Consider the following 26,807-nt stretch of genomic DNA (forward strand, 5'->3'; position numbering starts at 1 on the left):
TATTTCATTAATAATTATTGCAATACTGATGGTGTCGATTATTTTAATATAAATCATAAAATTCAATTATCAAAAATAATACTTAGGAAATTACGTTTGAATAGAATGTTTTCACTAAAAATATTCAAACAGAAACTTTTACAAAAATAATTAATGATAATTTACATAATTAAGGAGAACTTTTTGATGAATTTTTTAAAAAATACTGGTTTAAAAAATAAAAAAACATATATCAAAGCATATAATTATCTACAGAATGGAAAATTTGAAGAATCTTTGAGGTTATTTAATTATTTATTAGATGAAAATTATCGTTCATTTTCTATTTTATTTAATTTAATCACTATTCATAATGAACTTAACTCATTAGATACTTTACTAAATAAGATTAATTTACTTTTGGATAATGAAGATTATAATTATTATGAACTATTAATTCAAAAAGGCAATATTTTTTATTTAAAAAAGGAATATGATGAAGCTATTAAATGCTTTGATGAAATTTTGATTGATGACTCCGATAATTTATGGGCAAAATTTTATAAAACTAAGGTTTTATGGGAAACAAAAGAGGAATGTGATTTCGCCAAATTGTGTGATATAGTTAAAAATAATCATGCTAATTATTACCTATTATTACTACTTGGAGAATTCTTTTTAGAAGTTAATATGTTAGATTGTGCTCTATTTTGTTTTAATGAAAGTATCAAGAAACATTCTAAAAATCCTACTTCTTGAAGAGATAAAGGTATTGTTTTAAAAGAATTAAACTTATATCCTGAATCATTAGATGCTTTTAGTAAATCATTAAAATTAAATGGTCTCGATCCAATAACTTGGAATTACAAAGGGGCGGTTTATAATTTAATCGGGAAATATGACAGTGCACTCAAATGTTTTGATAAATGTTTGTCCATTGACCCAAATAGTGTCCCAGCTATTGTCAATAAATCGATTTCTTATTTTAATCTTGGAAACATTGATAATTCATTAAAATACTGTGAATTTGCATTAAAATTAGATTCAACAAATTGCCATGTTTGGGATAATTATGCTACATTTTTATTTCATGCAAATCGACTAGAAGAATCATTAAATGCATATAATCATGCATTAATTTCCTGTCCAAAAAATATAACATTATTGAAAAATAAATTAATTTTATTGTTTAATATGGGTAATTGGGAAGATGTATTCATTTTTTCTGATGAAATATTAAATATAAATAACGAATGGAATTGGGTTGAGGAGTATAAAAAGTTGGCATCTGAAAAATTAAATAACTAGAGAATTAGATGAATACTAAATTATGAAATCCATAATTTAAATAATCAAATTTTTAAGTGAAGAACCGACCCTTGCCGGTCGGTTCCGTTGGGTTAAGTTATGAACATGAGGGGAAGCGAACACATCAACACTTCCCCTGAACTAAACAACGAGCAATTCAATGAACAATTCTAGCTCCGGTGGAAAAAGCAAAAAACACCATCATAGCTAGATTCTTGTTCTGTTGAATCCCATGTCCTTTAGGATTTTATTGTATTCTTCACGAGTTGTAAATGAAGGCTTGTCGTCATCTCCGGTACTGCCGGTTGATCCGGTTTCGATTATGTCTCCGGAGTTTTGGGGATTTCTTCCTCCAGGTGTTGAACCGTCATTGCTGGCTTCGATTTTGATTCTTCTTTCAGCCAGTTTTTCCATAAGTTCCATATCAACATCACCGGACAATAATTTATCGATTATCTCCTTGTCCTGCTGGTTCTCATTGTAGTTAAAGTTGTACTTGGCTTCGTACTCTTTAATCTTCCTTTCGTTTTCATGTTTTCTAAGTTCAGACAGTTCATTTAGGATGTCTTCCTTATTGTCTATGAATTCCTTATTCTCTTCAATAGCTTTTTTAATCTCTTCATATTTTTCAGATTCCTCTTTTAAGCTATTGATTTCATCCTGCAGTTTTCCGATTTCAGCATCCTTCCCCTGCAATTTTTCCAGGAGTAAATTGGTTGCAACATTAACATCCTGATTTTCACTAGTAGGCGGCTGTGGTGCAGGTTCAGGATTTCCAGTTTCACCGGTTTCTCCAGTCTCTCCAGTCTCTCCAGTCTCGCCGGTTATTTCTGAATTCAGCAAAGTTATTTTTCTTGGGCTTTTGGTTACGCCAACATCTATTAAGCTCATAGTATCAATTCCAAATGTATCTCCATTATCTTTAAGTAAAACATCCACTTTAGGTGACAGGCCTTTTCCTTTCATGTCCAGTTCGTCAGGAACTTCAATGAACAGCTTCCCTTCATCCTCTTCAAAAACGATGTTGTTTCCAATGCCTATGTAGACCTTGTCATGTTCTGAGGTCAGGGGGATTCCGCCTCTATTGTTTTCTGCTATCTGCTTTAGATCGTCTTCTGTCCATTTGACAGGTTTTGTAAGACGATTGTCTAAATCAGAATAGTCGTATAATCCTACTTCAAAAAGTTCATGTTTCATGTTATCACATTTTATTATATTGTTTATTATATATTTTATTACTTATTTTATATAAATATTTATTATATTTCGACACCACTGTCACTGACAATTCTCTCACCCACTGGCTGCTCCTCTTCAAAGTTGGTGAGATAGTTTTTATAAATTTCATCACCTTCAGCAGTAAGTTCCATAATGTATCTTAGCACATCATCTCTTGAATAGCTGAAATAGATATTCAATGTTTCATCAATGCCCATAAGTTCCAGCTGCATATTCAATAGCTGATTGCAGTATTTCAAGACCCATTTCTGGTCATTGGCCACATTAACGATAAACCCGGTAATGGCCGAATCGTTGATGTATTCTGCAACGTTCTGATTGGATCTTTCATTACCTGCCTGAGACTGTGGAGTTACAAATGTCCTCAGGATATTGTTTCTAAAAATCTCGGTCTGTCTTGTGTAGTCTGACTGGTAGTTGTTACCTCCCAGAATTTTACTTTCAATTCCCGGAGGCACAATAGCCACATTGCTGTCTGCAGTAGTTCCGTAATCTGCATACAGGTTTTCCTTTGCAGTTGAAGAGAGCTCCATAATGTACGGCCGGCCGTTTGCATCAAGTGAAGGCTTGACTTCAATGATATTGTCCTTGTTGATTCTCTCAACCTGGTTTCTTTCAAGATTACATTTGTGATAAATGTCATCAAGGCAATTCAGGATAATGCTCTGGGCTTCGCAGTATATTTCATTGTACATGAAGTTGATTACCTGTTCCGGTTCGTATTTGACCGTTAATGTTCCCTCTTCAACGCTGACATAGTTGTTAAAATCTTCCGGCGTTCCGTTTACAACATCCTTCGGCATTTCATGAAGATACAGCTGCACCTCATTGTCGTCATTGAATTCCTTTTTCAATCCGTAGCCATGGGCACCGATTTCAAGAAATATAGGCTTGATGTATTTTCCTATGCTTTTGTCCCATCTCTCGACAGGCTTGATTAGTCCTTCACCGTCAACCATTCCGCCCTGCAAAATCTCTTTAGCAACCTGGCGGATGTCGATTTTTCTGGCCCAAAGGATTAAAGTGAGTTTCTGCTCCTTGGAGAGCCTGTTTTCCTTGTCCACAAGCACAATATTGACATTGGCCTTATCGATTCTGTTTTTCAGAATACCTGAAGTATAGCCGTCAAGTTTAACGGCATAACGGGCATTAGCTATTGTTTTATTAATCACTGGTGGCAGCGCATCCGGCAAGTCAAGGCCAGTATTGATTCCATCGGTTCTAGGTTGTCTTTCATTCTCACCCCAATAGCTGCGCTTGGTGTTGTACTGCTCCACCCTATTGTTCAGTAATCTGGTTTTAATATAGTCTGTAAGTCCCATATCATCATCCTAACATTTAATGTAAACATTCATTTATTATATTTTTTATTATATTATTTATATAAACTATATAATAAATTTTTGTGAGTAATTGGACTTTTAATTCTTGCAGCATATGGTGGTTTAAAAATTAATAGAGGATACAGTAAAAGGAGTAAAAATTGTGGAATATTATTGTGTCCATGCATATGAGGAGGTTATTTTTTCGATAAGTTTAATTTTATTATGAATTAAAGATTTGAATTTTTGAATATTTCAACACTTCCAACAGTATAATTTATAAAGTAAAAAGTACATAATTATTTATTGTATAATTAGTGTGAAGAGAAAGTTGTTGATATTTCCACTAATACTAATGTTATATTTATTAACAAATTATTCAATCAAAATTATTAAGGAGCGTAATTACTATGGCTGTAGATAACGGAGATTTTGTAAGAGTAAACTTTACTGGTAAAATTAAAGAAACTGAAGACGTATTTGATACTACTTATGATGAAGTTGCACAAGAAGCAGGTATTTTCGATGAAAACAAAACCTACAAAGCAATCCCTATTGTTGTAGGAGGAAACCACTTATTGCCTGCAATTGAAGAAGCAATAATTGGATTAGAAGAAGGCGACAAAAAAACTATTGAAGTTGATTCCGAAAACGCTTTCGGTCCTAGAGACCCTTCATTAATTCAATTAGTTCCTATGAGAGAGTTCAAAAAACAAAACATGACTCCTTTCCCAGGAATGAAAATCCAATCCGAAGGTGCAACCGGTAAAATCTTAACCGTCAACGGTGGAAGAGTAAGAGTTGACTTCAACCATGAATTAGCAGGAAGAGACTTAGTTTATGATGTAGAAGTAACCGAAATCATTGAAGATGAAGAAGAAAAAATCAAAAGTATGATCGAGTTACACTACTCCAACCCTAACGTTGACATCGACAAAACCGAAATCGACATTGAAGATGGTGTTGCAAACATCAAATTGGATGAAATGTCCAAATTCGACCAACAATCCTACATGGACATTACCTTTGCAAGATTCAGAATTGCAAAAGACATATGGGACAACATCGAAGAAATTACCAAAGTCAATTTCGTAGATGCTTTCGAGAAAAAAGAAGAAGCTGAAGATGAAGAAGACGAAGAATAAGTCTTCTCTTAAATTCTTTTTTTATCCTGGATTGCTACAATTCCAGGAATATTTTCTACTTTTAATTCATACATGGCTTCCATGCCTTCATTTTCAAATAAAACGCACTTTTTTTCCAAAACCTTATTTGTAAGCAATGCTGCAACAGGTGGTGTTATTACAAAAATGGACTTGTTTTTATCCAGGGCCTCAGCGGTCTCATCGCTCAGCATTCCCTTTCCTATATGAATCTTGACACCTGCTGCACTTAACGGGCCGATTGTTGATTCTATTTCAACCTTGCTGCTGGTTGTCGGAGCAATTCCCGCATCGCTGAAGGCGGTGTGCATTATCACAGAGCCTTCCAAATCAAAGGGAACCTCATCCTTTTCAATCAGTTCAACAAGCTGGGGCAGTGCCGCATCACGGCCTGTGTATATGGTTCCGGAAATGCTAATCTGTTCACCAACCTTGAGATTGGCAATATCATCGTCGGTAATTGGGGTGGTCAAATCTGTCATAATAATTATTTTATTTTAATTTTTAATAAATTTTCTAATTTATCACGATTTTTCATAAGATATTTAAATGTTTATTAACATAGATATAATACATTCTATATTTATTTTTCATAAATATGATAGGAGATTTTAAATTGATTATTATTGATGAAAATTTGTGTAAAGGATGTCATCTTTGCTTATTCATGTGTTATAAGAATGTATATGCAATATCTCCTGATGTAAATAAGAAAGGAGTTCAATTACCCTTTGTAAAGTTCGAAGAAAGATGTACCAAATGCGGTACTTGTGAAGTTGCATGTCCAGATCAGGCAATTACAGTTGACTTGCCTGAAAACTGGTGGATGAATGAAGATGTTAATTTCAATCCATTATTCACAAGGCATGGAAAGTAGGTGTATAAAATGGCTGAAGAATTTTTTATTCAAGGAAATGAAGCATGTGCTAAGGGAGCAATAGCTGCAGGTTGCAGATTCTTTGCAGGTTATCCTATTACTCCATCTACAGAAGTTGCAGAAACTTTAGCAAGAGAATTGCCAAAAGTTGGAGGCTCTTTCGTTCAAATGGAAGATGAAATTGCATCTGCTGGAGCCATTATTGGAGGTTCCTGGGGAGGAACAAAATCAATGACCGCTACTTCAGGTCCGGGTATTTCATTGATGCAGGAAAATATTGGTTATGCATTCATGACAGAGACTCCAATAGTTGTTGTTGATGTTCAAAGAGGTTCTCCTTCAACCGCTCAACCGACTATGGCTTCACAATCAGATATGATGCAGGCCCGTTGGGGATCTCACGGAGACTACGAACCGATTGCATTGTCTCCATCAAGCGTTCAGGAATTTTTTGATTTTACAATCAAGGCATTTAATTTGTCTGAAGAATACAGATGCCCAGTGTTTGTCATGGCTGATGAAGTCATTGGACACATGAGGGAAAAGATAGTTGTCGATGAGGATATTGAAATAGTTGCAAGAAAAAGGCCGGAAAAAAGCGATGATTATCTGCCGTTTGAAAATATTGAAAATGGCACAACTCCAATGCCGGCATTCGGTGACGGATTTAACATTCATGTAACCGGTCTTACCCACGATGAAAGGGGTTATCCGGACACCAACACTCCTGAAACTCATCATAATTTAGTTAAAAGAATCTGTGATAAAGTTTTAAATAATAAGGATAAGATTTGCTCTGTAAGATCTGAAAGCTGTGAAGATGCAGATATCATAATAGTTTCATACGGTGCACCTGTAAGGTCTGCCGTTGAAGCGGTAAATAGGGCAAGAGCAAATAATCAAAAGGTAGGTTATGTCAAATTAGATACTCCATGGCCATTCCCTGATGAACAATTGAAGGAAATTACTAAAAACGCAAGTGATGTGCTTGTTGTAGAAATGAATTTAGGTCAGATGTATCATGAAGTAGACCGTGTCCTTAAGGATACTAATGTTCATTTGATGGGAGTGATTGGAGGATTATTGCCTACTCCTGATGAAATTTTAGATGAAATCAATAAGATAGGAGGAAACTAAAATGTCAGAAAATAAGAATAGATTTCTCCCATATTTAAGAGAAGACAGATTGCCTCATATCTTCTGTCCTGGATGTGGAAATGGTGCAATCATCAATGCATTCCTGGCCGCTATGGAAAAGGCAGATATGGATTTCGACAATATCGCAATGGTTTCAGGAATCGGATGTTCTTCAAGAATTCCAGGTTATCTGAAATGCGATTCACTTCACACCACTCACGGAAGGGCATTGAGTTTTGCAACCGGTTTGAAAACTGCCAACAAGGATTTGGATGTTGTAGTATTTACCGGTGACGGGGATGCCGCTTCTATCGGAGGTAATCATTTGATTCATGCAGCCAGAAGAAATATTAATCTGACTGTAATCTGTATCAATAATAACATTTACGGTATGACTGGTGGTCAAATCAGTCCTACTTCACCAAAAGGCAGTTTCGGAACAACTGCTCCTTACGGTAATTTGGATTCTCCATTCAAATTGGCCGAACTCGTTGCAGCAGCAGGTGCAAGCTATTCTGCAAGATGGACAACCGTTCAGATGGAAAATCTTGTTTTGTCCATTAAGGCAGGATTGAAGAACAAAGGATTTTCATTTATCGAAGTTGCGACACAATGTCCAACATACTTTGGCCGTAAAAACAAGCTTAAAACTCCTACTGCAATGGCTGCAGTGATGAAAGCGAATACCGTATTCAAATCTGCCGCTGATAGAATGAGTGCAAAAGAATTAGAAGGTAAGATTGTCGTTGGTGAATTTGCCAACACTCAAAGAGATGAATTTACAGAAAACCTTGAAAGGATTAGTGTGGAAAAATCTGGTAAGAAAACTCTTATCAACTCTGCATATTCAACAGAATTATAGGTGGATAATATGAGAACTGAAATTAGAATTTGTGGATTTGGAGGTCAAGGAATAATTCTTGCAGGCATTATCTTAGGTAAATCTGCAAGTCTTTTTGATGAAAAAGAAGCTGTTCAAACCCAATCTTATGGTCCTGAAGCTCGTGGTGGAGCTTCCAAATGTGAAGTTGTTATCAGTGACACTGAAGTCGACTATCCAAAAGTTCAAAATCCGGATATTTTAGTGGCAATGTCAAATGAGGCTTTAATCAAATATATTGTGGATTTAAAGGACAATGGAACTTTAATTGTTGATCCTGGCACAACTGATGTTGAAGATGTAAGAGATTTTATTGATGAACATAATATTGAGGTTTATGAAGCTCCCGCTACTAAGACAGCCACCGATGAAATCGGACTTAAGATTGTGGCAAATATCGTTATGGTTGGAGCTATTACAAAAATTACTAAAGTCATATCCAAAGAGGCAGCAATCAAGGCCATTGAGGCCAGTGTTCCTAAAGGAACTGAAGAAAAGAATATCGCTGCTTTCGAAGCAGGTTATGCTTTAGCTGAATAGGTGTTATAATGAGATTTTTTGAAAGTGTAGCAAAACAAATTTTTAGTAAAGAAGGAATCCCAATCCTGGAGGGACATGTTGCAAATTATCCTGAAGAAGCTATGTCAGTAGCCTCTGAAATGGGATTTCCTGTAGTTGTCAAAGCGCAGGTTTTAACCGGGGGCAGAGGTAAAGCAGGTGGTGTAAAATTTGCAAAAAATCCTGGAGAAGCCCTAAAAGTTGCTGATGAAATTTTAAAAATGGAAATTAAAGGCGAAAAGGTAAATCATTTGTTGATTGAAGAAAAAGCTGAAATCTTAAATGAATTCTTTGTCACAGTTTCTGTTGACAGGGGTGCAAGAAGGCCAGTAATCCTTGCTAGTAAAGAAGGTGGGGTTGAAATCGAAAACCTGGCAAAAACAAACCCTGAAAAGATTATTAAATATTATCCAAATCCTTTGCTTGAATTTTTACCTTATGAAGCCCGTGAAATCGCCCGTAAGATGGGAGTTTCATCCGAATTGATTTCTCCTGTAGGAAGCATCATCTGGAAATTATATAAGGTATTCGAGAAGTATGATGCTGACACCGCTGAAATCAACCCATTGGTTTTAACTCCGGACGGTTTGATTGCCGCTGACGCAAAACTGGTTGTTGAGAATGATTCACTCTACAGGCATCAGGACCTGGTTGACAGAATGAACTATAAGAAAAAGGCAGTCGACTTTGTCCAATTGGATGGTGATATTGCTGTAATCGGTAACGGTGCAGGTTTAACATTGACCGCAATGGACATGATTAAGCTCAATGGTGGAGAACCGGCAACATTCCTTGATATTGGTGGTGGAGCCTCAGAGCATATAATCAATCAGGCTTTAAGCATTGTTTTAAACTATGACCCTGTTAAAGTAGTCTTCCTGAATGTTCTTGGAGGTATTACCAAGGCCGATGATGTTGCACGTGGTGTAATCAAAGCTTTGGAAAATGCTGACCGCAAGGTCAATATAGTTATCAGATTGACCGGAACCAATGAGGAAGAAGGTCAAAGGATTTTAGAAGAAGCTGGAATTCCATATGAAACATCAATGGAAAAGGCAGCTAAAAAAGCAGTTCAAATTTGTGAAGAACTAAAAGCTGAAGGCAAATAATTTTGCTATAGTTCAAACTCAAATAACACTAAAAAAAGGGTTTAGATGTGTCTGGAAGTTCATTCGAGCAGTACCACTCGACTAACTTCAGATTCATTTACTATCTCTTTGCCACAGGCATCACCGATTTTAGAGGCAAAATCTTTTATTTCATCAAATTTTGGCATGTTGTCCAGAGTTAATCTTTTACGTGATGAGCCAACATACATGTATGCTTTGACTTCCACAAAGTCAGGGTCCGCTTTTTTTATCAATTTTGCATAACCTTCAGGGTCTTCCATATTTTTTCCGCGAACGCATGTATTCCGTATGCATGTGCGTGAGTCAAAACTGGATAGGGTTTCAAGTGATTCGTTTAAATTGTTCCATGCATCATTTATTCTTGGTCTGCAGACATCATTAAATATTTTCTGAGAAGGTGCATCCAAAGAAAGGTATAGTTGATATGGATCGTTTTCAAGGTTTCTTAACCTTTCAACGCATTGGCCGTTGCTCACTACAAATGTTGTGAAATCCCTGCGATTGAATTCCCCAATCAGTTCATCGATTTTAGGGTAAAGTGTAGGCTCTCCTGCAAGGGATATTGCAGCATTATTCGGATTTTTCATCTCTTCAAGTTTTTTCTTGTTTGCCTTGTCATTTCCATAAAAACCGCATAATAAGTTATTTTGGGCTTTGATTGCTTCATCAACAATCACTTTCGGGTCGTCATATTCCTCGTCTTCCCATGTGGTTTGGGTATATGTTAAGTCTCTCCAGCAGAATTCACATTCCTGTTGGCAATTTGGAACGGCAGGAGACATCTGAAGGCATCTGTGGGATTGGATTCCATAGAATTTTTCCTTATAGCATACTCCCTTATCGGAAATGCTTTGTCTGGTCCAGTGGCATGTCTTGACTGCTGCATGGCCATGTTGTCCAACAAACCTGTATCCGCTTTTCTCTAATTTTTCGATTTGGCTTTTAGTAAATGACATAAAATCAAATCTATTTTTGGCTTTTGTAGTATATACATTTTTACAAGTCAAAATCAATATTGTTTTAACTGAACAAAATTTACTTTATCTCATTAAATCTATTTATATGTTTAAGTTTAATATTAATTATTATGAGATTATGGAATAAAAGTCAGGAAAAATTATTTTTCGATAAATCAAAAAATTTTGCGACATATGAGCAGCTGTTTTACAGAACCGATGACGGACGCTATGTGTCATATTGGCCTAAAGGGTATTCAGGAACCAAATCGACACTGCAGGCAAGAAATTCATTGATAGGAAACTACACCGAAAAATGGGTCTGTGATTTGCTCAATCACCTGCTGCAAGATGAGGACCTGTTTGTCATCCAGCAGGCACAAATCCCCTCAATCGGAATAACTCACAGGTCTCCTGCAGACATAGTCATTTCAAGGGCAAATAAAAAAGTCCTGATGCCCGATGATGTAAAACTGATATTTGAAGTGAAGATGTCGCTTGTGTGGAACTGGCAGTACGATGAGGACACGGGCAATGTCAAGGAAATAGGAGACTACAGGACTCATCAGGGCCGTCCAAGCTTCACACGTTCGGATTCGATTTTGAAGGCCATCGGAAAATGCATAGACATAAGGGTTTCAAACGTTAAGGCATCCAAAATCCCTTTGATTGTTTTGGGAAATGCTCCGCTGTCCAATGGATTTTGCAAAAAGGCGGATTATCTGAAAAATTCAGGAATCATTCAGGGGTTCTGGTCACTGAATCCATTTCCTCTAAATCATGGAAACACCAGAAAGAGAAGCCATAAAAACGGATTTGTCAGGATGGATAATGTTGATGAATTAAATATTACTTTGAACCAATTATTTAAACAGGAATTAAATTTTTTCTCAGGAATGGAAGATCCGAAAAAGTTGGGGCAGTTGATTGAAATTGCCAACAGAGAAAAAAGTTATCAGGAAAAGGGATTGAAATTTTTAAATCTCCTAAAGAGGTCTTAGATTGTCAAGAAAAACACAAACTAAATCATTCGGTTCGGTGGTGAGGGAGTCCCACAACTCAAATAAATTTTACAGTTCAAAGCTGTTTGAGGATTTTAAGCTGCCAAAAAATATTGAGTATTTGGAAAATCCAATTTCCGAAAGCAGTCTGAATAAATTTTACTGCAAGTCCAGTGAGATAATGGATGAAATACCGGACAACAGCATTCATTTGATGATAACCTCTCCGCCATATAATGTCGGAAAGGAATATGATGACGATTTGACATTGGATGAGTATCTCTCGCTTCTGACCAAGGTTTTCGGTGAAGTCCACAAAAAGCTGGTCACAGGTGGAAGGGCATGCATCAATGTTGCAAACATCGGAAGGAAACCATATATTCCATTGCATGCAATGATAATTGAAATAATGTTGGATTTGGGGTTTCTGATGCGTGGAGAAATTATATGGGACAAGTCAGCCAGTGGCGGAGGGTCCTGTGCATGGGGAAGTTGGATGTCTGCATCAAATCCTGTTTTAAGGGATTATCATGAATACATACTGGTATTTTCAAAGGATTCCTACTCAAAGGATAAGCAACAGGTCAAAAGGGACACCATAACTCATGATGATTTTATCGAATGGACAAGAAGCGTTTGGACATTTCCTGCAGTGAACGCTAAAAAAATCGGTCATCCAGCACCGTTTCCGGTTGAACTGCCACATAGGCTGATAAATCTGTACAGCTATGAAGGGGATGTCATATTGGACCCATTTTGCGGCAGCGGAACAACTGCAATTGCAGCCCTGCAAAACAATAGAAACTACATATGCTATGACATTAAACAGGAATATATCGACTTGGCAAAAAGGAGAATTTCTAATCAAAAATTTATTTAAAGATGTAAATTAAATATTTAATTATAAAGTTATTGTGGGATAGATATGGACACTCCAATCGTAATATTGAATTATAAAACTTATTTGGAATCAAGTGGTTTGAAGGCTTTAGAACTTGCACATGACCTTGAAAGTGCTGCCAGTGAATCTGGAATTACTATGGTTGCTGCTCCTCAGGCGGCAGACATTTATAGAATTAGTGAAGAAACTTCACTGCCTATTTTTGCTCAACACATCGATGCAATCTCCCCTGGAGGGCATACAGGCTCTAACCTAATCAATACCATGATTGATGCGGGAATCAGCGGATCTTTAATTAACCATTCAGAGCAAAGGATGAAATTGGCAGACATTGATGAAGTGGTCAAGCTGTGCAAAGCCAATGAAATCGAATCATGCGTATGCACTAATAATATTGAAACTTCTAAGGCTGTTGCAACACTCGCTCCGGACGCAGTTGCAGTTGAACCTCCAGAACTTATCGGTACAGGAATTCCAGTATCTCAGGCTCAGCCTGAAGTTGTTGAGGATACAGTTCGCGAAGTAAAGGCAATCAATAAAAAAGTTAAGGTATTATGTGGCGCAGGCATCACTACCGGAGACGATATGAAGGCGGCTATGGATTTAGGTGCAGACGGAGTATTGCTTGCATCAGGAATTATCAAAGCTGAAAGTCCAAAAGATGCTTTGCTTGATTTGGTAAGTAAATTATAGAGTGAGAAAATGGCTAAGGAATTTAATACAATTGATGATTTTGATGTGGAAGACAAAACAGTTCTTGTGAGAATTGACATTAACTCTCCTGTAGATCCGAGTTCAGGAATTATTTTGGACGATACAAGATTAAAGCTTCATGCCCAAACAGTTAAGGAACTATTCAATAAGGGTGCTAAAGTTGTTCTTCTTGCCCATCAGTCACGTCCTGGTAAAAAGGATTTTTCAACCTTGGCTCAACATGCTGAGGCATTGTCTGATATTTTGAATTTGAGGGTAAAATATATTGATTCATTATTTTCTAATTCTGCAAAGGATGCAATCAAAGCTTTAAGGCCTCATGAAATTCTTTTGCTTGAAAATGCAAGATTTTATTCTGAGGAAACCCTTTCAAGATCTCCTTTGGAGCAGTCAAAAACTCATCTCGTAACTCAATTGACTCCATTGATTGACTATTTTGTAAATGACGCATTTGCAGCTGCCCACAGGTCTCAGCCATCCTTGGTAGGGTTCACTGTAAATACTCCTTCCGCAGCCGGAAGGGTAATGGAAAAGGAATTGACTGTGATTCAGGATGCGCTTGATAATGTGGAACATCCTTGTGTCTTTTTACTTGGTGGAATGAAGCCTGAAGATTCCATTGACGTTATGGAAAATGTTTTAAGCAACGGAACTGCAGATTCAGTTTTAACAACAGGTATTGTTGGAAATATTGTTTTGTGGGCATCCGGTGCAGATATAGGTGAAGTCAACAAGAAGTTCATCATCGCTAAAGGATATGAGAGCATGGTTGACCGTTCAAAAGAACTAATTGAACGCTTTGGAGACAAGGTAAAATATCCTATTGATGTGGCATGCCAAATTGATGGAAATAGGGTTGATATTGACAGCAGTGAAATTCCAAACGAATCTATATTTGACATTGGTGAAAAAACCATTGCATTTTATGCTAAAGAAATAAGAAACGCCAAATATATATTTGCCAATGGTCCTGCAGGAGTATTCGAAGACCCTCAATTTGCAATGGGAACTGAAGACTTGATTAATGCCATGGCTACTTCAGACGGTTTCACACTAATTGGTGGTGGACACATTGCAGCCGCTACAGCAGGTCTTGGCTTGGAAGAATATATGAGCCATTTGAGTAGTGGTGGTGGGGCATGTATTAGCATGCTTGCCGGTAAAGAATTAGCTGCAGTTGAAGCTTTAAAAAATAGTAAAGATTAGCTATTAAATATTTTTAATAGCTCTTCTGATGATTTTTTTGGATTTTCTGAGCTCATTATGGCACTCACTACAGACAATCCTGCGATTCCAGTATCGTTTAGCTCATGCGCATTGCTTAAGGTAATTCCTCCAATGGCTACAACTGGAATATTAATTGATTCCACAATTTCTTTCAAATCTTTTTTTGTAATTTTTGGAGCGTCGTCTTTTGTTGCAGTTGGAAATACTGCACCAGTTCCAATATAATCGGCGCCATCACTTTCAGCCTTTTTTGCCTCTTCGATAGTGGCCGCTGAAACGCCTACAATCTTATTGGGGCCGACCAATTCTCTTGTAACGTCACAAGGCATATCTGATTGGCCAACATGGACTCCATCAGCATCAATTGCAAGAGCAACATCAACTCTGTCGTTAATTATTAATGGCACACCATATTTTTCAGTAATCTCTTTTACTTTCAGTGCCAAATTATAAAAGTCAAGTGTGTCTGCGGTCTTTTCTCTTATCTGTACTACGCTGACTCCGCCTTTAATCGCTTCTTCAATTGTTTTTAAGAATTTTTCTACATCGTCACTTTTGTCAGTGACAAGGTAGAGTGATAAATCTAAGTTTTTCATAGTATCCTTATGTTTGCTTCGTTAATTAATGTTTCACTGTCGGTTTTATAGAGATAATCTATTAAGTATGCTCTAAATGACCCGGTACCTTCATCATTTGCATCCACCTTTGCCCTTGCCTTTTCACCAGCAATATTCATCGCCAATATTGCAACAAGGCTTCCTTCAAACGCATTGGACCCGCCAATGCAGCTTCCAACGATTGATGATAACATGCATCCGCTGCCGGTTATCAATGGCATCATGTCGTCCCCGTTGTCAATGACAACGGTTGTTTCGCCATCACTTAAAATATCGAGAGGACCGCTTGCTAAAATAACGGTATCTAATTTGTTTGCAAGTTCACAGATTAAATCTCCATTTGATTTTAGATTTTCTTCAGTAATTATGTCATCAAGGTTAACATCAACGCCTTTTGCAGTGTTGCTTTCATCCAAAACTCCTGCCAGTTTAGCTATTGCCTTTATTTCACTGATGTTTCCTCTAATTGCCGCAATATCATAATTTTCTATTAAATCCATTGTGGTTCTGTTTCTTAGTTCAGTCACTCCAACACCAACTGGGTCTAAAATGATAGGAGTGTTGGTTTTGTTTGCAGTCTGTGAGCTTATTCTCATTGATTCAATTTGATCTTTACTTAACTTGCCGATGTTAATTACTAATACATCAGCTATTGTTACTACTTCTTCAAGCTCTTCAGCATCTTCTGCCATAAAGGGGGACCCTCCAATGGCAAGTACTGCATTTGCACAATCATTGATTGTAACGGAATTTGTAATGCAGTGTGTTAAAGCATTTTTTTCTTTAATGCTTTTAAGATTCATCTCAATTCTATCGAGTAATTCTTTTTCAGTATTTATCATGATTATTTATTATAAATTTTTTATTATTTAAATTTTAATGAAAATAATGTGATTTATAGTAAAGTATTTAAATGACTTTTTGTATAAATTATAGTGTTATATGATTTTATTATATTGCCTCGGTGGCTCAGTCTGGTAGAGCGCGAGACTTGTAATCTCGTGGTCGCGGGTTCAATTCCCGTCCGGGGCTTTTAATATCATATTTTTATATAACAATTTTAGATTATTATAACCATAATCGTAATATTTATATACTTGAAAATTAAATATTATTATTAGTATGTCATCTACATACATTTGTATGTGGGTCCGTAGGGTAGCTTGGTCGATCCTTTGGGCTTTGGGAGCCTGAGACTCCGGTTCAAATCCGGGCGGACCCATCTTTTCCCGCCTTAGCTCAATTTGGCAGAGCGTTGGACTGTAGATCCAAATGTTGCTGGTTCAAGTCCGGCAGGCGGGATTTTCAATTTATTATTTGGAATCATATATGAATTTTGTGAAAAATAGTGTTTTTTCCGTAACATTTATATATGATGAAAATTATATTAATTGATAGTGTACTATTTAAGGATATGCCCTGGTGGTGTAGGGGCTATCATGTGGGCCTGTCGAGCCCGCGACTCGGGTTCAAATCCCGGCCAGGGCGCTCATATCTTAGGTAGTATAATAGTTCGTATAGGCCTGTAGCTCAGTCTGGCAGAGCGCCTGGCTTTTAACCAGGCGGCCGCGGGTTCAATTCCCGTCAGGCCTGTTTCTAATTTTATATTTTAACTTTTTTATTTGGAGGAAAAAATTTGAAAATTGATATTCAAGACCATATGCTAGTACCAAAGCATGAAATCATGACTGAAGACGAGATTTCTGATGAATTTAGTGATGTGGATTATGATTTTAAAGATCTTCCTAAAATAAAATCTAATGATCCTGTTGTAAAAGCCATAGGTGCTGAACCGGGCAATGTTTTAAGGATTACTAGAGAAAGTCAAACTGCAGGTGTATTTGTAACCTACAGAATTGTTGAAGATTAAATATAATTTTAGAGTGTGAAATTTAATATAGTATAATTTCTGTATTTTTTTGTTTTTTAGAAATTCATTATAATAAATTTGAACTTAGTTTGAGAGGAATTATCTTAAAGGAGATAGTTAGGAGTAAATTAAGAATAATGATTAAATGAATTAAATTAGGTTTATCCTAATCAAGTGTTATTTTTATTTAGTTAATTATTTTTATTGCGTACGTAATGTTGGAGGATATCCATGACAGAGAATAATTGGAAATTAGTTGATGCATTTTTTGACAAATATGATTTGGTGGATCACCATATCAAGTCCTACAATGATTTTGTGAATAATAGAATTCAGAATATCATTGATATTACAGAACCTATCACTTTAGATGATGGTAAATACACTTTAAAAACTGGTAAAGTACGTATTGAAAAACCATCTAATAAAGAGGCTGACGGTTCTCGTAGTGAAATTGATCCAACCGAAGCAAGACTTAGAAACTTGAATTATTCTGCAGACATGTACCTTGAAATGGCATTAAATGAAGACGGAGAAGAAAATGAATTAGAAGAAGTATACATTGGCGAATTGCCTGTTATGCTTAAATCTGACATTTGCCATCTCAATGGGCTCAGTCCTGAAGAATTAATGGAAAAACATGAAGACCCTCAAGATTTAGGAGGATACTTTATTGTAAACGGTTCTGAAAGAGCTGTTGTGACAATGGAAGAAATCGCTCCGAATAAAATTATTCTTGAACGTCTTGATGAACCTGAAGATAGACATGCAAAAGCTGTCGTTACTTCTATCAAAAGTGGTTTCAGAGCCAGAATTACTTTAGAATATAAAAAACCACGTAAAAATGGCGTATTTTTAAGAATTTCTTTCCCTTACCTTCCTGGTGAAATTCCATTAGTAATCTTATTAAGGGCTCTTGGTTTAGCTACTGATGAAGAAATTATTACTGCTATTTCAGACGATAATAATTTCCAAATGATGATTGCTGATGATTTGCAAGTGTCTGATGAATCCTTAAAATTAGACCAAAGAGAAATGGACGGCATGTCTTACGAAGAAAGAAGAGATTATTTACAATTAGCAGCTATCAAATACATAGGTAACAGGGTTGCTAAGAACATGCCTAAAGATTATCGTTTAAAACGTGCAAAAGATGTTGTAAATCGTTATTTATTACCTCATATGGGAACTGAAGAAGAAAGATGTTATGATAAGGCTATCTATTTGGCTGAAATGACTGAAATGTTATTAGAGGTCATTGAACAGAAAAGAGAACCTCACGATAAGGACCACTATACTAACAAAAGACTCAGAGTTTCTGGTGACTTAATGGAAGACTTATTCAGAGTCGCTTTTACTAACTTAACAAGAGACATGAGTTACCAACTTGAAAGAAGCCTTTCCCGTGGTAAAGAGCTTTCCATCAAGCAGGCTGTTCGTAGTGATGTTTTAACAGAAAACATTAAGCATGCTATTGCTACCGGAAACTGGGTTGGTGGAAGAGCAGGGGTTAGCCAATTATTAGATAGGACAAGTTACATGGGAACCCTTTCTCACTTAAGACGTGTTGTATCTCCATTGACCAGAAGCCAACCTCACTTTGAAGCAAGAGATTTGCATCCAACACAATTCGGTAAGATTTGTCCTAACGAAACTCCGGAAGGACCTAACTGTGGTTTGGTAAAGAACTTGGCTTTAATGTGTAATATTTCAGAAGGTTCTGATGAACAAGAGATTATTGATGTTATTAAAACTATGGATGTTGATTTGATTTAGGGAGGTGAGATGTTGGCTAAAAAAATTAATGCAAAATTAAAAAGAGCTTATTATTATTTTGGATTCGAAGAAGTAGTTTCTTATGAACAAGTTAGAAAAAACATGGATATTTTATTAGAAAATGCTGCTGATGAATCTGTATTGACCAAAGTAAAAGAATATGAATCTGAAATTGAAGAATTTTTCAACACCTCTGAAAAAAGGGAAGATTCTGATTTTTCTGCTGAATTTGCTAAAGATGAACCTAGACAATCTTGGGAATCCTATGCTGCAGATTTCCCTGAAGGAATCTTTGAAGGCAATGTAGAATCCAGTGAAATCGAAGCTGCCGATGAACCTGTTGTTGAAGATGAAGGTGAAATCGAGTCTGTCGATGTTGAAGATGAACCTCAGGAAGCAGAAAATGAAGGTGAAATCGAACCTGAAGATGTGGATGAAGGCCCAATTGAACCTGTTGCTTTTGCAGATGTCACTGTTAATGTTGTTGACAGGGAAAATGAGGCTATTGAATCTGCTGCAATTTCTTTAGTTGCCGAAACAAGATTTTCAGGAGTAACTGATGGCAGCGGTAAATGCATCATCAAAGATGTTGTTGAAGGAGATTATTCCGTTGTTGTTAAAGCAGACGGCTTTAATGATTTCCATGGAAAATTCACTGTTTCAAAAGACAATGTTTTCGAAGTCATTTTAACTAAGGAGATTATCACTGCAAATAAAACCAAAATTTACATTAATGGTGAACTTTTAGGATACTGTGAAAATCCTGCAGAATTCACTCAGGAAATGAGGGAAAAAAGAAGAAATGGTGAAATCTCTTATGAAATGAACATTACCTATTATGAAGATAATGAGGAAATTTATATTTTCAATGATCCTGGAAGAGCAAGAAGACCATTAATCATTGTCAAAGATGGAGTTCCATTATTAAGAGAAGAACATTTGAATAAAGTTGCAAATGGAAAATTAAAATGGGACGATTTGATTAATAAGGGTCTTGTTGAATATTTGGATGCTGAAGAAGAGGAAAATTCATACATCGCAATGAGTTTGGCTGAACTGAACGATGAACACACTCACCTTGAAATCGACCCTGCTACCATGTTAGGTATCTGTGCAGGAATCATTCCATTTTCAGACCACAACTCCTCTCCAAGGAACACCATGGAAGCGGGTATGACAAAACAGGCTTTAGGATTATATGTCTCCAACTATGCATTACGTACCGATACCAGGGCACACCTATTGCATCATCCTCAAACTCCTATTGTTAAAACACGTATTATCGATTCAACCAATTATGATTTAAGGCCATCCGGTCAGAACTTTGTTGTTGCGTTAATGTCTTACGAAGGATATAACATGGAGGACGCAATGGTAATTAACAAAGGTTCCCTTGAAAGGGGTCTTGCAAGGTCCTCATTCTTCAGGGCATATGACACTTCAGAAAAGAGATATGCCGGTGGTCAGGTAGATAAATTTGAAGTTCCTGACAAAAACATCAAGGGATACAGGTCAGAAGAAGCTTACAGAAACCTTGATGAAGACGGTGTCGTCAACCCTGAATCATATGTTGAATCAGGTGATGTACTGATCGGTAAAACTTCACCGCCAAGATTTCTGGAAGAGGACTTCGGTACTGTTGCAGACAGAAGAAGAGAAACTTCCGTAACTGTAAGGCACGGTGAAAAAGGTATTGTTGATGCAGTATTATTATCCGAAACAGTTGAAGGTTCAAGATTGGCTAAAATCAGAGTAAGGGATACCAGACAACCTGAATTCGGGGACAAATTCGCATCAAGACACGGTCAGAAAGGGGTTGTCGGTTTAATATTATCCCCTGAAGATGTGCCTTTCACAGAATTCGGTGTTGTGCCTGATTTAATAGTTAACCCTCACGCGATTCCATCCAGGATGTCCATCGGACAGGTATTGGAAATGGTTGCTGGTAAAGCAGGTTGTCTTGAAGGAGAACGTGTAGATGCAACTCCATTCAACCAAACCCTTGAAGATGAAATCAAACAGCAATTGATTGACAATGGTTTTGAATCCGCAGGATGCGAATCATTATACAATGGTGTAACCGGTGAAAGATTGGATGCTGAAATATTTGTAGGTGTTGCATATTATCAAAAATTACACCACATGACCACTGATAAGGTTTATGCCCGTTCAAGAGGTCCTGTGCAAGTGCTTACACGTCAACCTACTGAAGGTAGGGCACGTGAAGGTGGTTTAAGATTCGGAGAAATGGAAAGAGATTGTCTTATTGCACACGGTGCAGCATTGACTTTAAAAGAAAGACTTCTTGACGAATCTGACAAATATGAAGCAATTGTTTGTGAAAACTGTGGTATGTTAGCAGTATTCGACAAAAACAAAAATAAGAAATACTGTCCAATCTGTGGAGATGTAGAGACATATCCGGTCGAAATTTCATACGCATTTAAATTATTATTAGACGAACTTAAGAGTTTATGTATTTTCCCTAAATTAGTTTTAGGAGACAAAGCATAATTACAGTTATAAAGGAGCCAATACATGAAAGGATTTATAAAAAAAATTGAACAAATCAACTTTGGGCTAATGTCTCCTGAAGATATTCGTTCTATGTCTGTTGTCACTGTTGAAACTCCAGATACCTATGAGGATGATGGTTTCCCTATTGAAAAAGGTTTGATGGATCCTCGTTTAGGTGTTATTGATCCAAGTTTAGTATGTAGGACTTGTGGTTTCAGAGGTGGGGACTGTCAAGGACATTTCGGTAGTATTGAACTTGCAAGGCCAGTTATTCACATTGGTTTTGGTGATGTCATTCATAAAATTTTACGTTCAACCTGTAACGAATGTGGTCGTGTTCTTTTGAATGATGACCAGATTGAATACTTCACTGAAAAAATCAATGAAGCTATGGACAATCGTGAAAGTTTAAATGCTATCTTAAAAGAAGTTTATAGAGTTTCTAAAAGGGAATTAAAACAAATGCCGGAAGACCCTGATGAGGAAATTGACATGAAATACTGCTGTCCTCATTGTGGTGAACCTCAAGAAGCAATTCTTTTGGATAAACCTGTAACTATCCGCCAAGGAGATTATAAGTTAACCGCTTCTGAAGTTCGTGAAAGACTTGAAAAAATCACTGATGAAGATTCATTTGTTTTAGGTGTAAACCCTAAAGTCGCAAGGCCAGAATGGTTAGTATTGACCGTATTGCCTGTTCCTCCAGTAACTGTAAGACCTTCAATTACTCTCGATACTGGTGAACGTTCAGAAGACGACTTGACTCACAAATTAGTTGATATTTTACGTATTAATCAAAGATTACTTGAAAACATGGAAGCTGGTGCTCCACAATTAATCGTTGAAGACTTATGGGAATTATTACAATATCACGTTACAACCTACTTTGACAATGAAGCAAGTGGTGTTCCACCTGCAAGACACAGGTCCGGAAGACCTCTTAAAACTTTAACTCAAAGGTTGAAAGGTAAGGAAGGACGTTTCAGATCCAACCTATCCGGTAAACGTGTAAACTTCTCAGCACGTACTGTTATCTCACCTGACCCTAACATCAGTATCAATGAGGTCGGTGTTCCTGAAATGATTGCAAAAGAAGTAACCGTACCTGTATATGTCAACGAATGGAACATTGAAGAAATGAAGAAATACATTAAAAATGGTCCTGACGTTCACCCTGGTGCAAACTATGTAATCAGAAACGACGGAAGAAAGATCAGAGTACGTAATGAAGAAACCATCGAGTTAATCCTGGAGCAATTGGAACCAGGTTTCATTATTGAAAGACACCTCAAAGATGGGGACATGGTTTTATTCAACCGTCAGCCATCCTTGCACAGAATGAGTATGATGGCACACGAAGTAAGGGTATTGCCTTACAAGACATTCAGATTAAATCTTTGTGTCTGCCCTCCATACAACGCTGACTTTGACGGAGACGAAATGAACATGCACGTATTCCAAACCGATGAATCCAGAGCGGAAGCAAAATCATTGATGCGTGTACAGGAACACATCTTATCTCCAAGGTTCGGAGGACCTATTATCGGTGCTATCCACGACCACATTAGTGGAGCATATCTCCTGACCCGTGACGGTGTCGAATTCACAGAAGAACAAGCTTTACAGATTATCAGAAAATCCCACTTGGCATTGCCTGAATTCAAAGGTGGACAATGGGTTTTAAAAACAAATCATGACTTAAAACCTGACATTGAAGTTCCACATAACATTGAGGATTCATATATCTATAAGGATAAGGGCGCTATGTGGACAGGTAAAGAGCTGTTCTCATTATTATTACCAAACGACTTAAACTTATCATATAAGGCTGAAATTTCCAAATGTCCTGTCGTATACCCTGTAGAGGATGAAACCGTTGTAATCAAAAACGGTATTCTTGTGCAAGGTGTAATCGACGAATCCGCATACGGTTCATTCTCAGGTAAAATCCTGGATAAAATCGTTAAGGAATATGGTCCTGGAAGAGCAAAAGAATTCTTAGACAGGTCAACTGACCTTGCAATCTGTGGAATCATGAAAACAGGTATCACTACATCATTAAACGATGAGGAAATTCCTGAAGAAGCTCAAGACCGTATTAACGAGCACTTGGAGAAAAAGATGGCTGAAGTAGATAAGCTTGTCGAATCTTATGAAGAAGGATATCTCCAAGCTTTGCCTGGTAGAAGCCTTGAAGAGACTTTAGAGATGAAGATCATGCAGGTTCTCGGGGAAGCTAGGGACATGTCCGGTAGCATTGCTGAAAACTACTTGACTATGGGTAAACAGTCAGATGACGACCCATACGACCACGTGATGGCAGTTGAAAACCACTCTGTAGTAATGGCACGTACAGGTGCAAGGGCATCCATGCTGAACCTTACTCAGATTACTGCTTGTGTAGGACAACAAGCGGTTAGGGGTGGACGTATCGAAAGGGGATACCTCAACAGAACATTACCTCACTTCAAGAAAGGTGAGTTAGGGGCAAAAGCTAAAGGATTTGTACACTCAAGTTACAAGTCAGGTCTTGACCCAATTGAGTTCTTCTTCCACGCAATGGGAGGAAGAGAAGGTCTTGTAGATACAGCGATTCGTACCGCTCAATCCGGTTACATGCAAAGAAGACTCGTAAATGCATTGCAAGATTTACAGGTAAAACAATCAGGACTTGTCACTGATAACCAGGGCAATGTTATCCAAACCATGTTTGGAGAAGATGGTGTTGATCCTGCAAAATCTGACTTCGGTAAACCGGCTGACTTAAACAAACTCATTGACGAGATAAGAATGGAAGAGTTAATTCAGGAAGGTAAGTAGGTGTAACTATGGATGATATTGAAGCAAAGGTAATTGAAACTATTACTCAACTAAATGACGAAGAAAATCTCGATATCGATTTTCCAGAAAGTTATATCGAAGATTTATCTAAGGCTTATGTTAATAATGATTTAACTGATGACGAATTAGCTCAACTTATCAGAAAGCTCAAACAGGCCTATGACCGAGCTCACGTTGAAGCTGGCGAGGCTGTTGGAACAGTAGCTGCACAATCTGTTGGTGAACCTGGTACTCAGATGACTATGCGTACTTTTCACTATGCAGGGGTAACTGAGTTAAACGTAACATTGGGTCTTCCAAGACTCATTGAAATCGTTGATGCAAGAAAAGAAATTGCTACTCCAACTATGGACATTTATTTTGATGAAGAAAGACGTAATGATGAAGAATTTGTTAGAACTTTAGCTAATCAGATTGGTAAAAGTACTGTGAATGATATTATTTCCGACTTCAATTTAAATTATGGAACTATGGAAGTTGAAGCAGTTTTAGATTCTAAAAAAATCGAAGAGAAAAGATTAGATAGAGAAGAAATTAATGCAGTTATTGAAAAAGCTTTCAAGAAAGCTGATATTGATGGTGATAGGATTATTATCCATTCTTCTAAATCTGATAAATCTGATTCAAAATTTGAAATTCGTGAACTTCGTCTTTTGGCGGATAAAGTTCGTGACTTGCAAATCAGTGGTATAAAAGGTATCGGTAAAGTTATTATCCGTAAGGATGATAAGGAATGGATTATCCATACAGAAGGATCAAACCTTAAAGAGATTCTTGATATGGACGGTATCGACCATGTAAGAACCACTACCAACAACATTCATGAAATCGGTGAAGTTTTAGGTATTGAAGCAGCTCGTCAATCTATCATTAACGAGGCTCAAAATACTTTATCCGAGCAAGGTCTTAGTGTAGACGTAAGGCACATCATGCTTGTTGCGGATATCATGACCTCCGAAGGTATCGTGAAATCAATCGGAAGACATGGTATCAGTGGTGAAAAATCAAGTGTATTAGCTCGTGCAGCTTTTGAAGAAACCGGTAAACATCTGCTTCATGCAAGTATTCGCGGTGAAGTTGATGATTTAACAGGTATCATCGAAAATATTATTATTGGACAACCAATACCTCTTGGTACCGGATCTGTCGGTGTCAAAATGGATTATAAAAATGAATAGGAGGCTAGATGATGGACGTAGATAGAGGAATCAGGGTTGCTGTTGACACTGGTGATGTGACATTAGGCTCTGAAAAATCAATTCAATCTTTAAAATTAGGAAAAGGTCAACTTGTAGTTGTTGCAAGTAACGCTCCTAAAGAAATTCTTGAAGATGTTGAATATTATGCAAATCTTTCCGAAATTCCATCCTTAGTATACGATGGAACTAGTGTAGATTTGGGTTCTGTTTGTGGTAAACCTTTTACTGTTGCTACATTAATCGTAAACGATCCAGGAGATTCTACAATATTAGACGATTTGAGGTAGATTTAAGTGTCTATTAAATTCAGTGCAAATGAAATTAGATTCATAGCTCTTTTCGAAAATATGACTGGAGCAATGGTAAAAGATTGCATTATCGATGATGAACATGGAAAAGTCACATTTGTTGTAAAGAATGGTGACATGGGACTTGCAATCGGTAAGGGCGGAAGTTCCGTATCTAAAGTTCAAAGGGCAGTTGATAAGGGTATTGAAATTGTAGAATTGGATGATGATCCAATACAATTTATTAAAAATTGTTTATCTCCTGCTAAGTTACAATCTGTTAAGATTTCTCAAAAGCAATCAGGCGAGAAAATAGCTATTGTTACAGCAGACAATACCAACAAACGTATTGCTATCGGTAAAAACGGAATCAATATTGAAAGGGCTAAATTATTAGCTGATAGACAACATAATATTGATAACATTATTTTAAAATAGCTCTCGGGCTATTTTATTTAATTTATTTTTTTTTAAAAAATACTTTTTTTTATTTTTATTATATAATAAATACATACATTTATAAAGGGGTAAGTATATAAATTATCATAAGATATCTGCACTTCTTATAAACATGACTATGTGTGCTTTTTGTCTATGTTTTGAACTTTAATTCACGATATCTTCTTTTAGATGATGTAAATTATCTAAACTATTAATTATACTGATTTATATCTTTGAATTTAGATTGTACTATGGACTATAGTATAAATCGCAGCGGTGGATTCATAGATATGCTTTTTAACAAAAAATTCGAGGAAAAAAATATGCCAGGACTTTTTGCTGCAAAAAAACTTAAAAGAAATAGACAAAATTTTAAGTGGAAAGACGTAGATTACAAAAGGAGAGCTTTAAGGTTAGACGTTAAAGCAGATCCTTTGGAAGGAGCTCCTCAAGCAAGAGGAATCGTAATTGAGAAAGTAGGGATAGAAGCAAAACAACCTAACTCTGCTATTCGTAAATGTGTTCGTGTTCAATTAATCAAAAACGGTAAACAATTGACTGCTTTCGCACCAGGTGACGGAGCTATCGGATTTATCGATGAACACGATGAAGTAATGATTGAAGGAATCGGGGGACCATCCGGAAGATCCATGGGTGATATTCCTGGAGTCCGTTGGAAAGTTTCCAAAGTTAATAACGTAGCTTTATCAGAAATGGTAAGTGGAAAAATAGAAAAACCTGTAAGATAAGGTGGTTATATTTATGAGTAAATTATTTGACAAATGGGATCTCGATGAAGTAAAAGTTGAGGACTTAGGTTTAGTAAAATATATCTGCTTAGATGAAACTTTAGTTCCACATACTTCT

The 26,807-nt window shown here is 36.8% G+C and carries 26 protein-coding genes, 5 tRNA genes and 1 pseudogene; 26 read left to right on the forward strand and 6 right to left on the reverse strand.

What is annotated here, in order from left to right; all coding sequences use genetic code 11:
- Window positions 1–186: 186 nt before the first annotated feature.
- Both ACJMML_RS00100 and ACJMML_RS00105 read left to right on the forward strand, forming a co-directional pair.
- Window positions 187–738, forward strand: a complete 552-nt coding sequence (locus ACJMML_RS00100; protein WP_405305416.1) for a tetratricopeptide repeat protein — start codon at window positions 187–189, stop codon at window positions 736–738.
- A 93-nt stretch (window positions 739–831) separates the two neighbouring features.
- Complete coding sequence (locus tag ACJMML_RS00105) at window positions 832–1,287, forward strand: tetratricopeptide repeat protein (RefSeq protein ID WP_405305437.1); 456 nt, start codon at window positions 832–834, stop codon at window positions 1,285–1,287.
- A 207-nt stretch (window positions 1,288–1,494) separates the two neighbouring features.
- Here the strand turns inward: ACJMML_RS00105 and ACJMML_RS00110 are convergent, their stop codons facing one another.
- A complete protein-coding gene (locus ACJMML_RS00110; protein WP_405305417.1) occupies window positions 1,495–2,484 on the reverse strand; it encodes a hypothetical protein in 990 nt (329 codons plus the stop codon).
- Window positions 2,485–2,546: 62 nt separating this feature from the next.
- Window positions 2,547–3,848, reverse strand: coding sequence for a hypothetical protein (locus ACJMML_RS00115; protein WP_405305418.1), 1,302 nt, complete (start codon window positions 3,846–3,848; stop codon window positions 2,547–2,549).
- Between the two features lie 410 nt (window positions 3,849–4,258).
- Here ACJMML_RS00115 and ACJMML_RS00120 point away from each other — a divergent pair, with 410 nt between their 5' ends.
- Window positions 4,259–4,993 carry a peptidylprolyl isomerase gene (locus ACJMML_RS00120; RefSeq protein ID WP_405305419.1) on the forward strand — a complete coding sequence of 245 codons (735 nt, stop codon included), beginning with the start codon at window positions 4,259–4,261 and terminating at the stop codon, window positions 4,991–4,993.
- Window positions 4,994–5,001: 8 nt separating this feature from the next.
- Here ACJMML_RS00120 and ACJMML_RS00125 read toward each other — a convergent pair whose 3' ends face one another.
- Window positions 5,002–5,493 carry a fumarate hydratase C-terminal domain-containing protein gene (locus ACJMML_RS00125; protein WP_405305420.1) on the reverse strand — a complete coding sequence of 164 codons (492 nt, stop codon included), beginning with the start codon at window positions 5,491–5,493 and terminating at the stop codon, window positions 5,002–5,004.
- A 134-nt stretch (window positions 5,494–5,627) separates the two neighbouring features.
- Here ACJMML_RS00125 and ACJMML_RS00130 point away from each other — a divergent pair, with 134 nt between their 5' ends.
- Genes ACJMML_RS00130 through sucC form a run of 5 tightly spaced genes read left to right on the forward strand, consistent with a single transcriptional unit; the run spans window position 5,628 to window position 9,572 of the window.
- Window positions 5,628–5,888 carry a ferredoxin family protein gene (locus ACJMML_RS00130; RefSeq protein ID WP_405305438.1) on the forward strand — a complete coding sequence of 87 codons (261 nt, stop codon included), beginning with the start codon at window positions 5,628–5,630 and terminating at the stop codon, window positions 5,886–5,888.
- Window positions 5,889–5,897: 9 nt separating this feature from the next.
- Window positions 5,898–7,025, forward strand: coding sequence for a 2-oxoacid:acceptor oxidoreductase subunit alpha (locus ACJMML_RS00135; RefSeq protein ID WP_405305421.1), 1,128 nt, complete (start codon window positions 5,898–5,900; stop codon window positions 7,023–7,025).
- A 1-nt stretch (window position 7,026) separates the two neighbouring features.
- A complete protein-coding gene (locus ACJMML_RS00140; RefSeq protein ID WP_405305422.1) occupies window positions 7,027–7,887 on the forward strand; it encodes a 2-oxoacid:ferredoxin oxidoreductase subunit beta in 861 nt (286 codons plus the stop codon).
- Between the two features lie 9 nt (window positions 7,888–7,896).
- A complete protein-coding gene (locus tag ACJMML_RS00145; protein ID WP_405305423.1) occupies window positions 7,897–8,445 on the forward strand; it encodes a 2-oxoacid:ferredoxin oxidoreductase subunit gamma in 549 nt (182 codons plus the stop codon).
- 8 nt (window positions 8,446–8,453) lie between these two features.
- Window positions 8,454–9,572, forward strand: coding sequence for an ADP-forming succinate--CoA ligase subunit beta (gene sucC, locus ACJMML_RS00150; protein WP_405305424.1), 1,119 nt, complete (start codon window positions 8,454–8,456; stop codon window positions 9,570–9,572).
- 59 nt (window positions 9,573–9,631) lie between these two features.
- On the opposite strand, the gene twy1 is transcribed toward sucC, so the two are convergent.
- Complete coding sequence (gene twy1, locus ACJMML_RS00155; protein WP_405305425.1) at window positions 9,632–10,549, reverse strand: 4-demethylwyosine synthase TYW1; 918 nt, start codon at window positions 10,547–10,549, stop codon at window positions 9,632–9,634.
- Window positions 10,550–10,680: 131 nt separating this feature from the next.
- Here twy1 and ACJMML_RS00160 point away from each other — a divergent pair, with 131 nt between their 5' ends.
- Genes ACJMML_RS00160 through ACJMML_RS00175 form a run of 4 tightly spaced genes read left to right on the forward strand, consistent with a single transcriptional unit; the run spans window position 10,681 to window position 14,371 of the window.
- Entirely contained in the window at window positions 10,681–11,550 is an 870-nt protein-coding gene (locus ACJMML_RS00160) for a hypothetical protein (RefSeq protein WP_405305426.1), read from the forward strand.
- Between the two features lies 1 nt (window position 11,551).
- Window positions 11,552–12,430, forward strand: a complete 879-nt coding sequence (locus ACJMML_RS00165; RefSeq protein WP_405305427.1) for a DNA-methyltransferase — start codon at window positions 11,552–11,554, stop codon at window positions 12,428–12,430.
- A 45-nt stretch (window positions 12,431–12,475) separates the two neighbouring features.
- Window positions 12,476–13,144, forward strand: coding sequence for a triose-phosphate isomerase (gene tpiA, locus ACJMML_RS00170; RefSeq protein WP_405305428.1), 669 nt, complete (start codon window positions 12,476–12,478; stop codon window positions 13,142–13,144).
- Window positions 13,145–13,153: 9 nt separating this feature from the next.
- Window positions 13,154–14,371, forward strand: coding sequence for a phosphoglycerate kinase (locus tag ACJMML_RS00175; protein WP_405305429.1), 1,218 nt, complete (start codon window positions 13,154–13,156; stop codon window positions 14,369–14,371).
- On the opposite strand, the gene thiE is transcribed toward ACJMML_RS00175, so the two are convergent.
- On the reverse strand, window positions 14,368–14,988 hold the full coding sequence (gene thiE / locus ACJMML_RS00180; RefSeq protein ID WP_405305430.1) for a thiamine phosphate synthase: 621 nt from the start codon (window positions 14,986–14,988) through the stop codon (window positions 14,368–14,370). The genes ACJMML_RS00175 and thiE overlap by 4 nt on opposite strands.
- Window positions 14,985–15,851, reverse strand: coding sequence for a hydroxyethylthiazole kinase (thiM, locus tag ACJMML_RS00185; RefSeq protein ID WP_405305431.1), 867 nt, complete (start codon window positions 15,849–15,851; stop codon window positions 14,985–14,987). The genes thiE and thiM overlap by 4 nt, the downstream gene beginning before the upstream one ends.
- Window positions 15,852–15,967: 116 nt before the next feature.
- Here thiM and ACJMML_RS00190 point away from each other — a divergent pair.
- The 14 genes and pseudogenes from ACJMML_RS00190 to ACJMML_RS00255 form a co-directional block, all read left to right on the forward strand.
- Window positions 15,968–16,041: transfer RNA gene (locus ACJMML_RS00190), tRNA-Thr, on the forward strand.
- Between the two features lie 115 nt (window positions 16,042–16,156).
- Window positions 16,157–16,231, forward strand: a tRNA-Pro gene (locus tag ACJMML_RS00195).
- Window positions 16,232–16,237: 6 nt separating this feature from the next.
- A tRNA-Tyr gene (locus ACJMML_RS00200) sits at window positions 16,238–16,311 on the forward strand.
- 114 nt (window positions 16,312–16,425) lie between these two features.
- Window positions 16,426–16,497, forward strand: a tRNA-Asp gene (locus tag ACJMML_RS00205).
- Window positions 16,498–16,528: 31 nt separating this feature from the next.
- Window positions 16,529–16,602, forward strand: a tRNA-Lys gene (locus ACJMML_RS00210).
- A 43-nt stretch (window positions 16,603–16,645) separates the two neighbouring features.
- Entirely contained in the window at window positions 16,646–16,879 is a 234-nt protein-coding gene (locus ACJMML_RS00215; RefSeq protein ID WP_405305432.1) for a DNA-directed RNA polymerase subunit H, read from the forward strand.
- 231 nt (window positions 16,880–17,110) lie between these two features.
- On the forward strand, window positions 17,111–18,655 hold the full coding sequence (locus tag ACJMML_RS00220) for a DNA-directed RNA polymerase subunit B'' (protein WP_405305433.1): 1,545 nt from the start codon (window positions 17,111–17,113) through the stop codon (window positions 18,653–18,655).
- A 9-nt stretch (window positions 18,656–18,664) separates the two neighbouring features.
- Window positions 18,665–21,169: a DNA-directed RNA polymerase subunit B gene (gene rpoB, locus ACJMML_RS00225; protein WP_405305434.1), complete on the forward strand. Its 2,505-nt coding sequence runs from the start codon at window positions 18,665–18,667 to the stop codon at window positions 21,167–21,169.
- A gap of 24 nt (window positions 21,170–21,193) precedes the next feature.
- Window positions 21,194–23,992 carry a DNA-directed RNA polymerase subunit A' gene (locus tag ACJMML_RS00230; protein ID WP_405305435.1) on the forward strand — a complete coding sequence of 933 codons (2,799 nt, stop codon included), beginning with the start codon at window positions 21,194–21,196 and terminating at the stop codon, window positions 23,990–23,992.
- Window positions 23,993–24,000: 8 nt separating this feature from the next.
- On the forward strand, window positions 24,001–25,191 hold the full coding sequence (gene rpoA2 / locus ACJMML_RS00235; protein ID WP_405305436.1) for a DNA-directed RNA polymerase subunit A'': 1,191 nt from the start codon (window positions 24,001–24,003) through the stop codon (window positions 25,189–25,191).
- A gap of 8 nt (window positions 25,192–25,199) precedes the next feature.
- Complete coding sequence (locus ACJMML_RS00240; protein WP_292606450.1) at window positions 25,200–25,499, forward strand: 50S ribosomal protein L30e; 300 nt, start codon at window positions 25,200–25,202, stop codon at window positions 25,497–25,499.
- 6 nt (window positions 25,500–25,505) lie between these two features.
- Entirely contained in the window at window positions 25,506–25,937 is a 432-nt protein-coding gene (locus ACJMML_RS00245; protein ID WP_296783184.1) for a NusA-like transcription termination signal-binding factor, read from the forward strand.
- A 326-nt stretch (window positions 25,938–26,263) separates the two neighbouring features.
- Entirely contained in the window at window positions 26,264–26,689 is a 426-nt protein-coding gene (locus ACJMML_RS00250) for a 30S ribosomal protein S12 (protein WP_149730666.1), read from the forward strand.
- A 13-nt stretch (window positions 26,690–26,702) separates the two neighbouring features.
- Window positions 26,703–26,807 (forward strand): annotated as a pseudogene (locus ACJMML_RS00255) (30S ribosomal protein S7); the annotation flags it as partial.

Source organism: Methanobrevibacter sp. (genome assembly GCF_045130115.1).
In the GTDB taxonomy this organism is placed as follows: domain Archaea; phylum Methanobacteriota; class Methanobacteria; order Methanobacteriales; family Methanobacteriaceae; genus Methanocatella.

Excerpts from the sequence above, each read along its gene's own strand:
- ACJMML_RS00110 (WP_405305417.1), bottom strand. The coding sequence starts at position 2,484 with ATGAAACATGAACTTTTTGAAGTAGGATTATACGACTATTCTGATTTA.
- twy1 (WP_405305425.1), bottom strand. The coding sequence starts at position 10,549 with ATGTCATTTACTAAAAGCCAAATCGAAAAATTAGAGAAAAGCGGATAC.
- rpoA2 (WP_405305436.1), top strand. The coding sequence starts at position 24,001 with ATGGATGATATTGAAGCAAAGGTAATTGAAACTATTACTCAACTAAAT.
- ACJMML_RS00230 (WP_405305435.1), top strand. The coding sequence starts at position 21,194 with ATGAAAGGATTTATAAAAAAAATTGAACAAATCAACTTTGGGCTAATG.
- ACJMML_RS00125 (WP_405305420.1), bottom strand. The coding sequence starts at position 5,493 with ATGACAGATTTGACCACCCCAATTACCGACGATGATATTGCCAATCTC.
- thiM (WP_405305431.1), bottom strand. The coding sequence starts at position 15,851 with ATGATAAATACTGAAAAAGAATTACTCGATAGAATTGAGATGAATCTT.
- ACJMML_RS00175 (WP_405305429.1), top strand. The coding sequence starts at position 13,154 with ATGGCTAAGGAATTTAATACAATTGATGATTTTGATGTGGAAGACAAA.
- ACJMML_RS00120 (WP_405305419.1), top strand. The coding sequence starts at position 4,259 with ATGGCTGTAGATAACGGAGATTTTGTAAGAGTAAACTTTACTGGTAAA.
- ACJMML_RS00250 (WP_149730666.1), top strand. The coding sequence starts at position 26,264 with ATGCCAGGACTTTTTGCTGCAAAAAAACTTAAAAGAAATAGACAAAAT.
- tpiA (WP_405305428.1), top strand. The coding sequence starts at position 12,476 with ATGGACACTCCAATCGTAATATTGAATTATAAAACTTATTTGGAATCA.
- thiE (WP_405305430.1), bottom strand. The coding sequence starts at position 14,988 with ATGAAAAACTTAGATTTATCACTCTACCTTGTCACTGACAAAAGTGAC.
- ACJMML_RS00145 (WP_405305423.1), top strand. The coding sequence starts at position 7,897 with ATGAGAACTGAAATTAGAATTTGTGGATTTGGAGGTCAAGGAATAATT.
- ACJMML_RS00140 (WP_405305422.1), top strand. The coding sequence starts at position 7,027 with ATGTCAGAAAATAAGAATAGATTTCTCCCATATTTAAGAGAAGACAGA.
- ACJMML_RS00135 (WP_405305421.1), top strand. The coding sequence starts at position 5,898 with ATGGCTGAAGAATTTTTTATTCAAGGAAATGAAGCATGTGCTAAGGGA.
- ACJMML_RS00100 (WP_405305416.1), top strand. The coding sequence starts at position 187 with ATGAATTTTTTAAAAAATACTGGTTTAAAAAATAAAAAAACATATATC.
- ACJMML_RS00220 (WP_405305433.1), top strand. The coding sequence starts at position 17,111 with ATGACAGAGAATAATTGGAAATTAGTTGATGCATTTTTTGACAAATAT.
- ACJMML_RS00115 (WP_405305418.1), bottom strand. The coding sequence starts at position 3,848 with ATGGGACTTACAGACTATATTAAAACCAGATTACTGAACAATAGGGTG.
- sucC (WP_405305424.1), top strand. The coding sequence starts at position 8,454 with ATGAGATTTTTTGAAAGTGTAGCAAAACAAATTTTTAGTAAAGAAGGA.
- rpoB (WP_405305434.1), top strand. The coding sequence starts at position 18,665 with ATGTTGGCTAAAAAAATTAATGCAAAATTAAAAAGAGCTTATTATTAT.
- ACJMML_RS00160 (WP_405305426.1), top strand. The coding sequence starts at position 10,681 with ATGAGATTATGGAATAAAAGTCAGGAAAAATTATTTTTCGATAAATCA.
- ACJMML_RS00240 (WP_292606450.1), top strand. The coding sequence starts at position 25,200 with ATGATGGACGTAGATAGAGGAATCAGGGTTGCTGTTGACACTGGTGAT.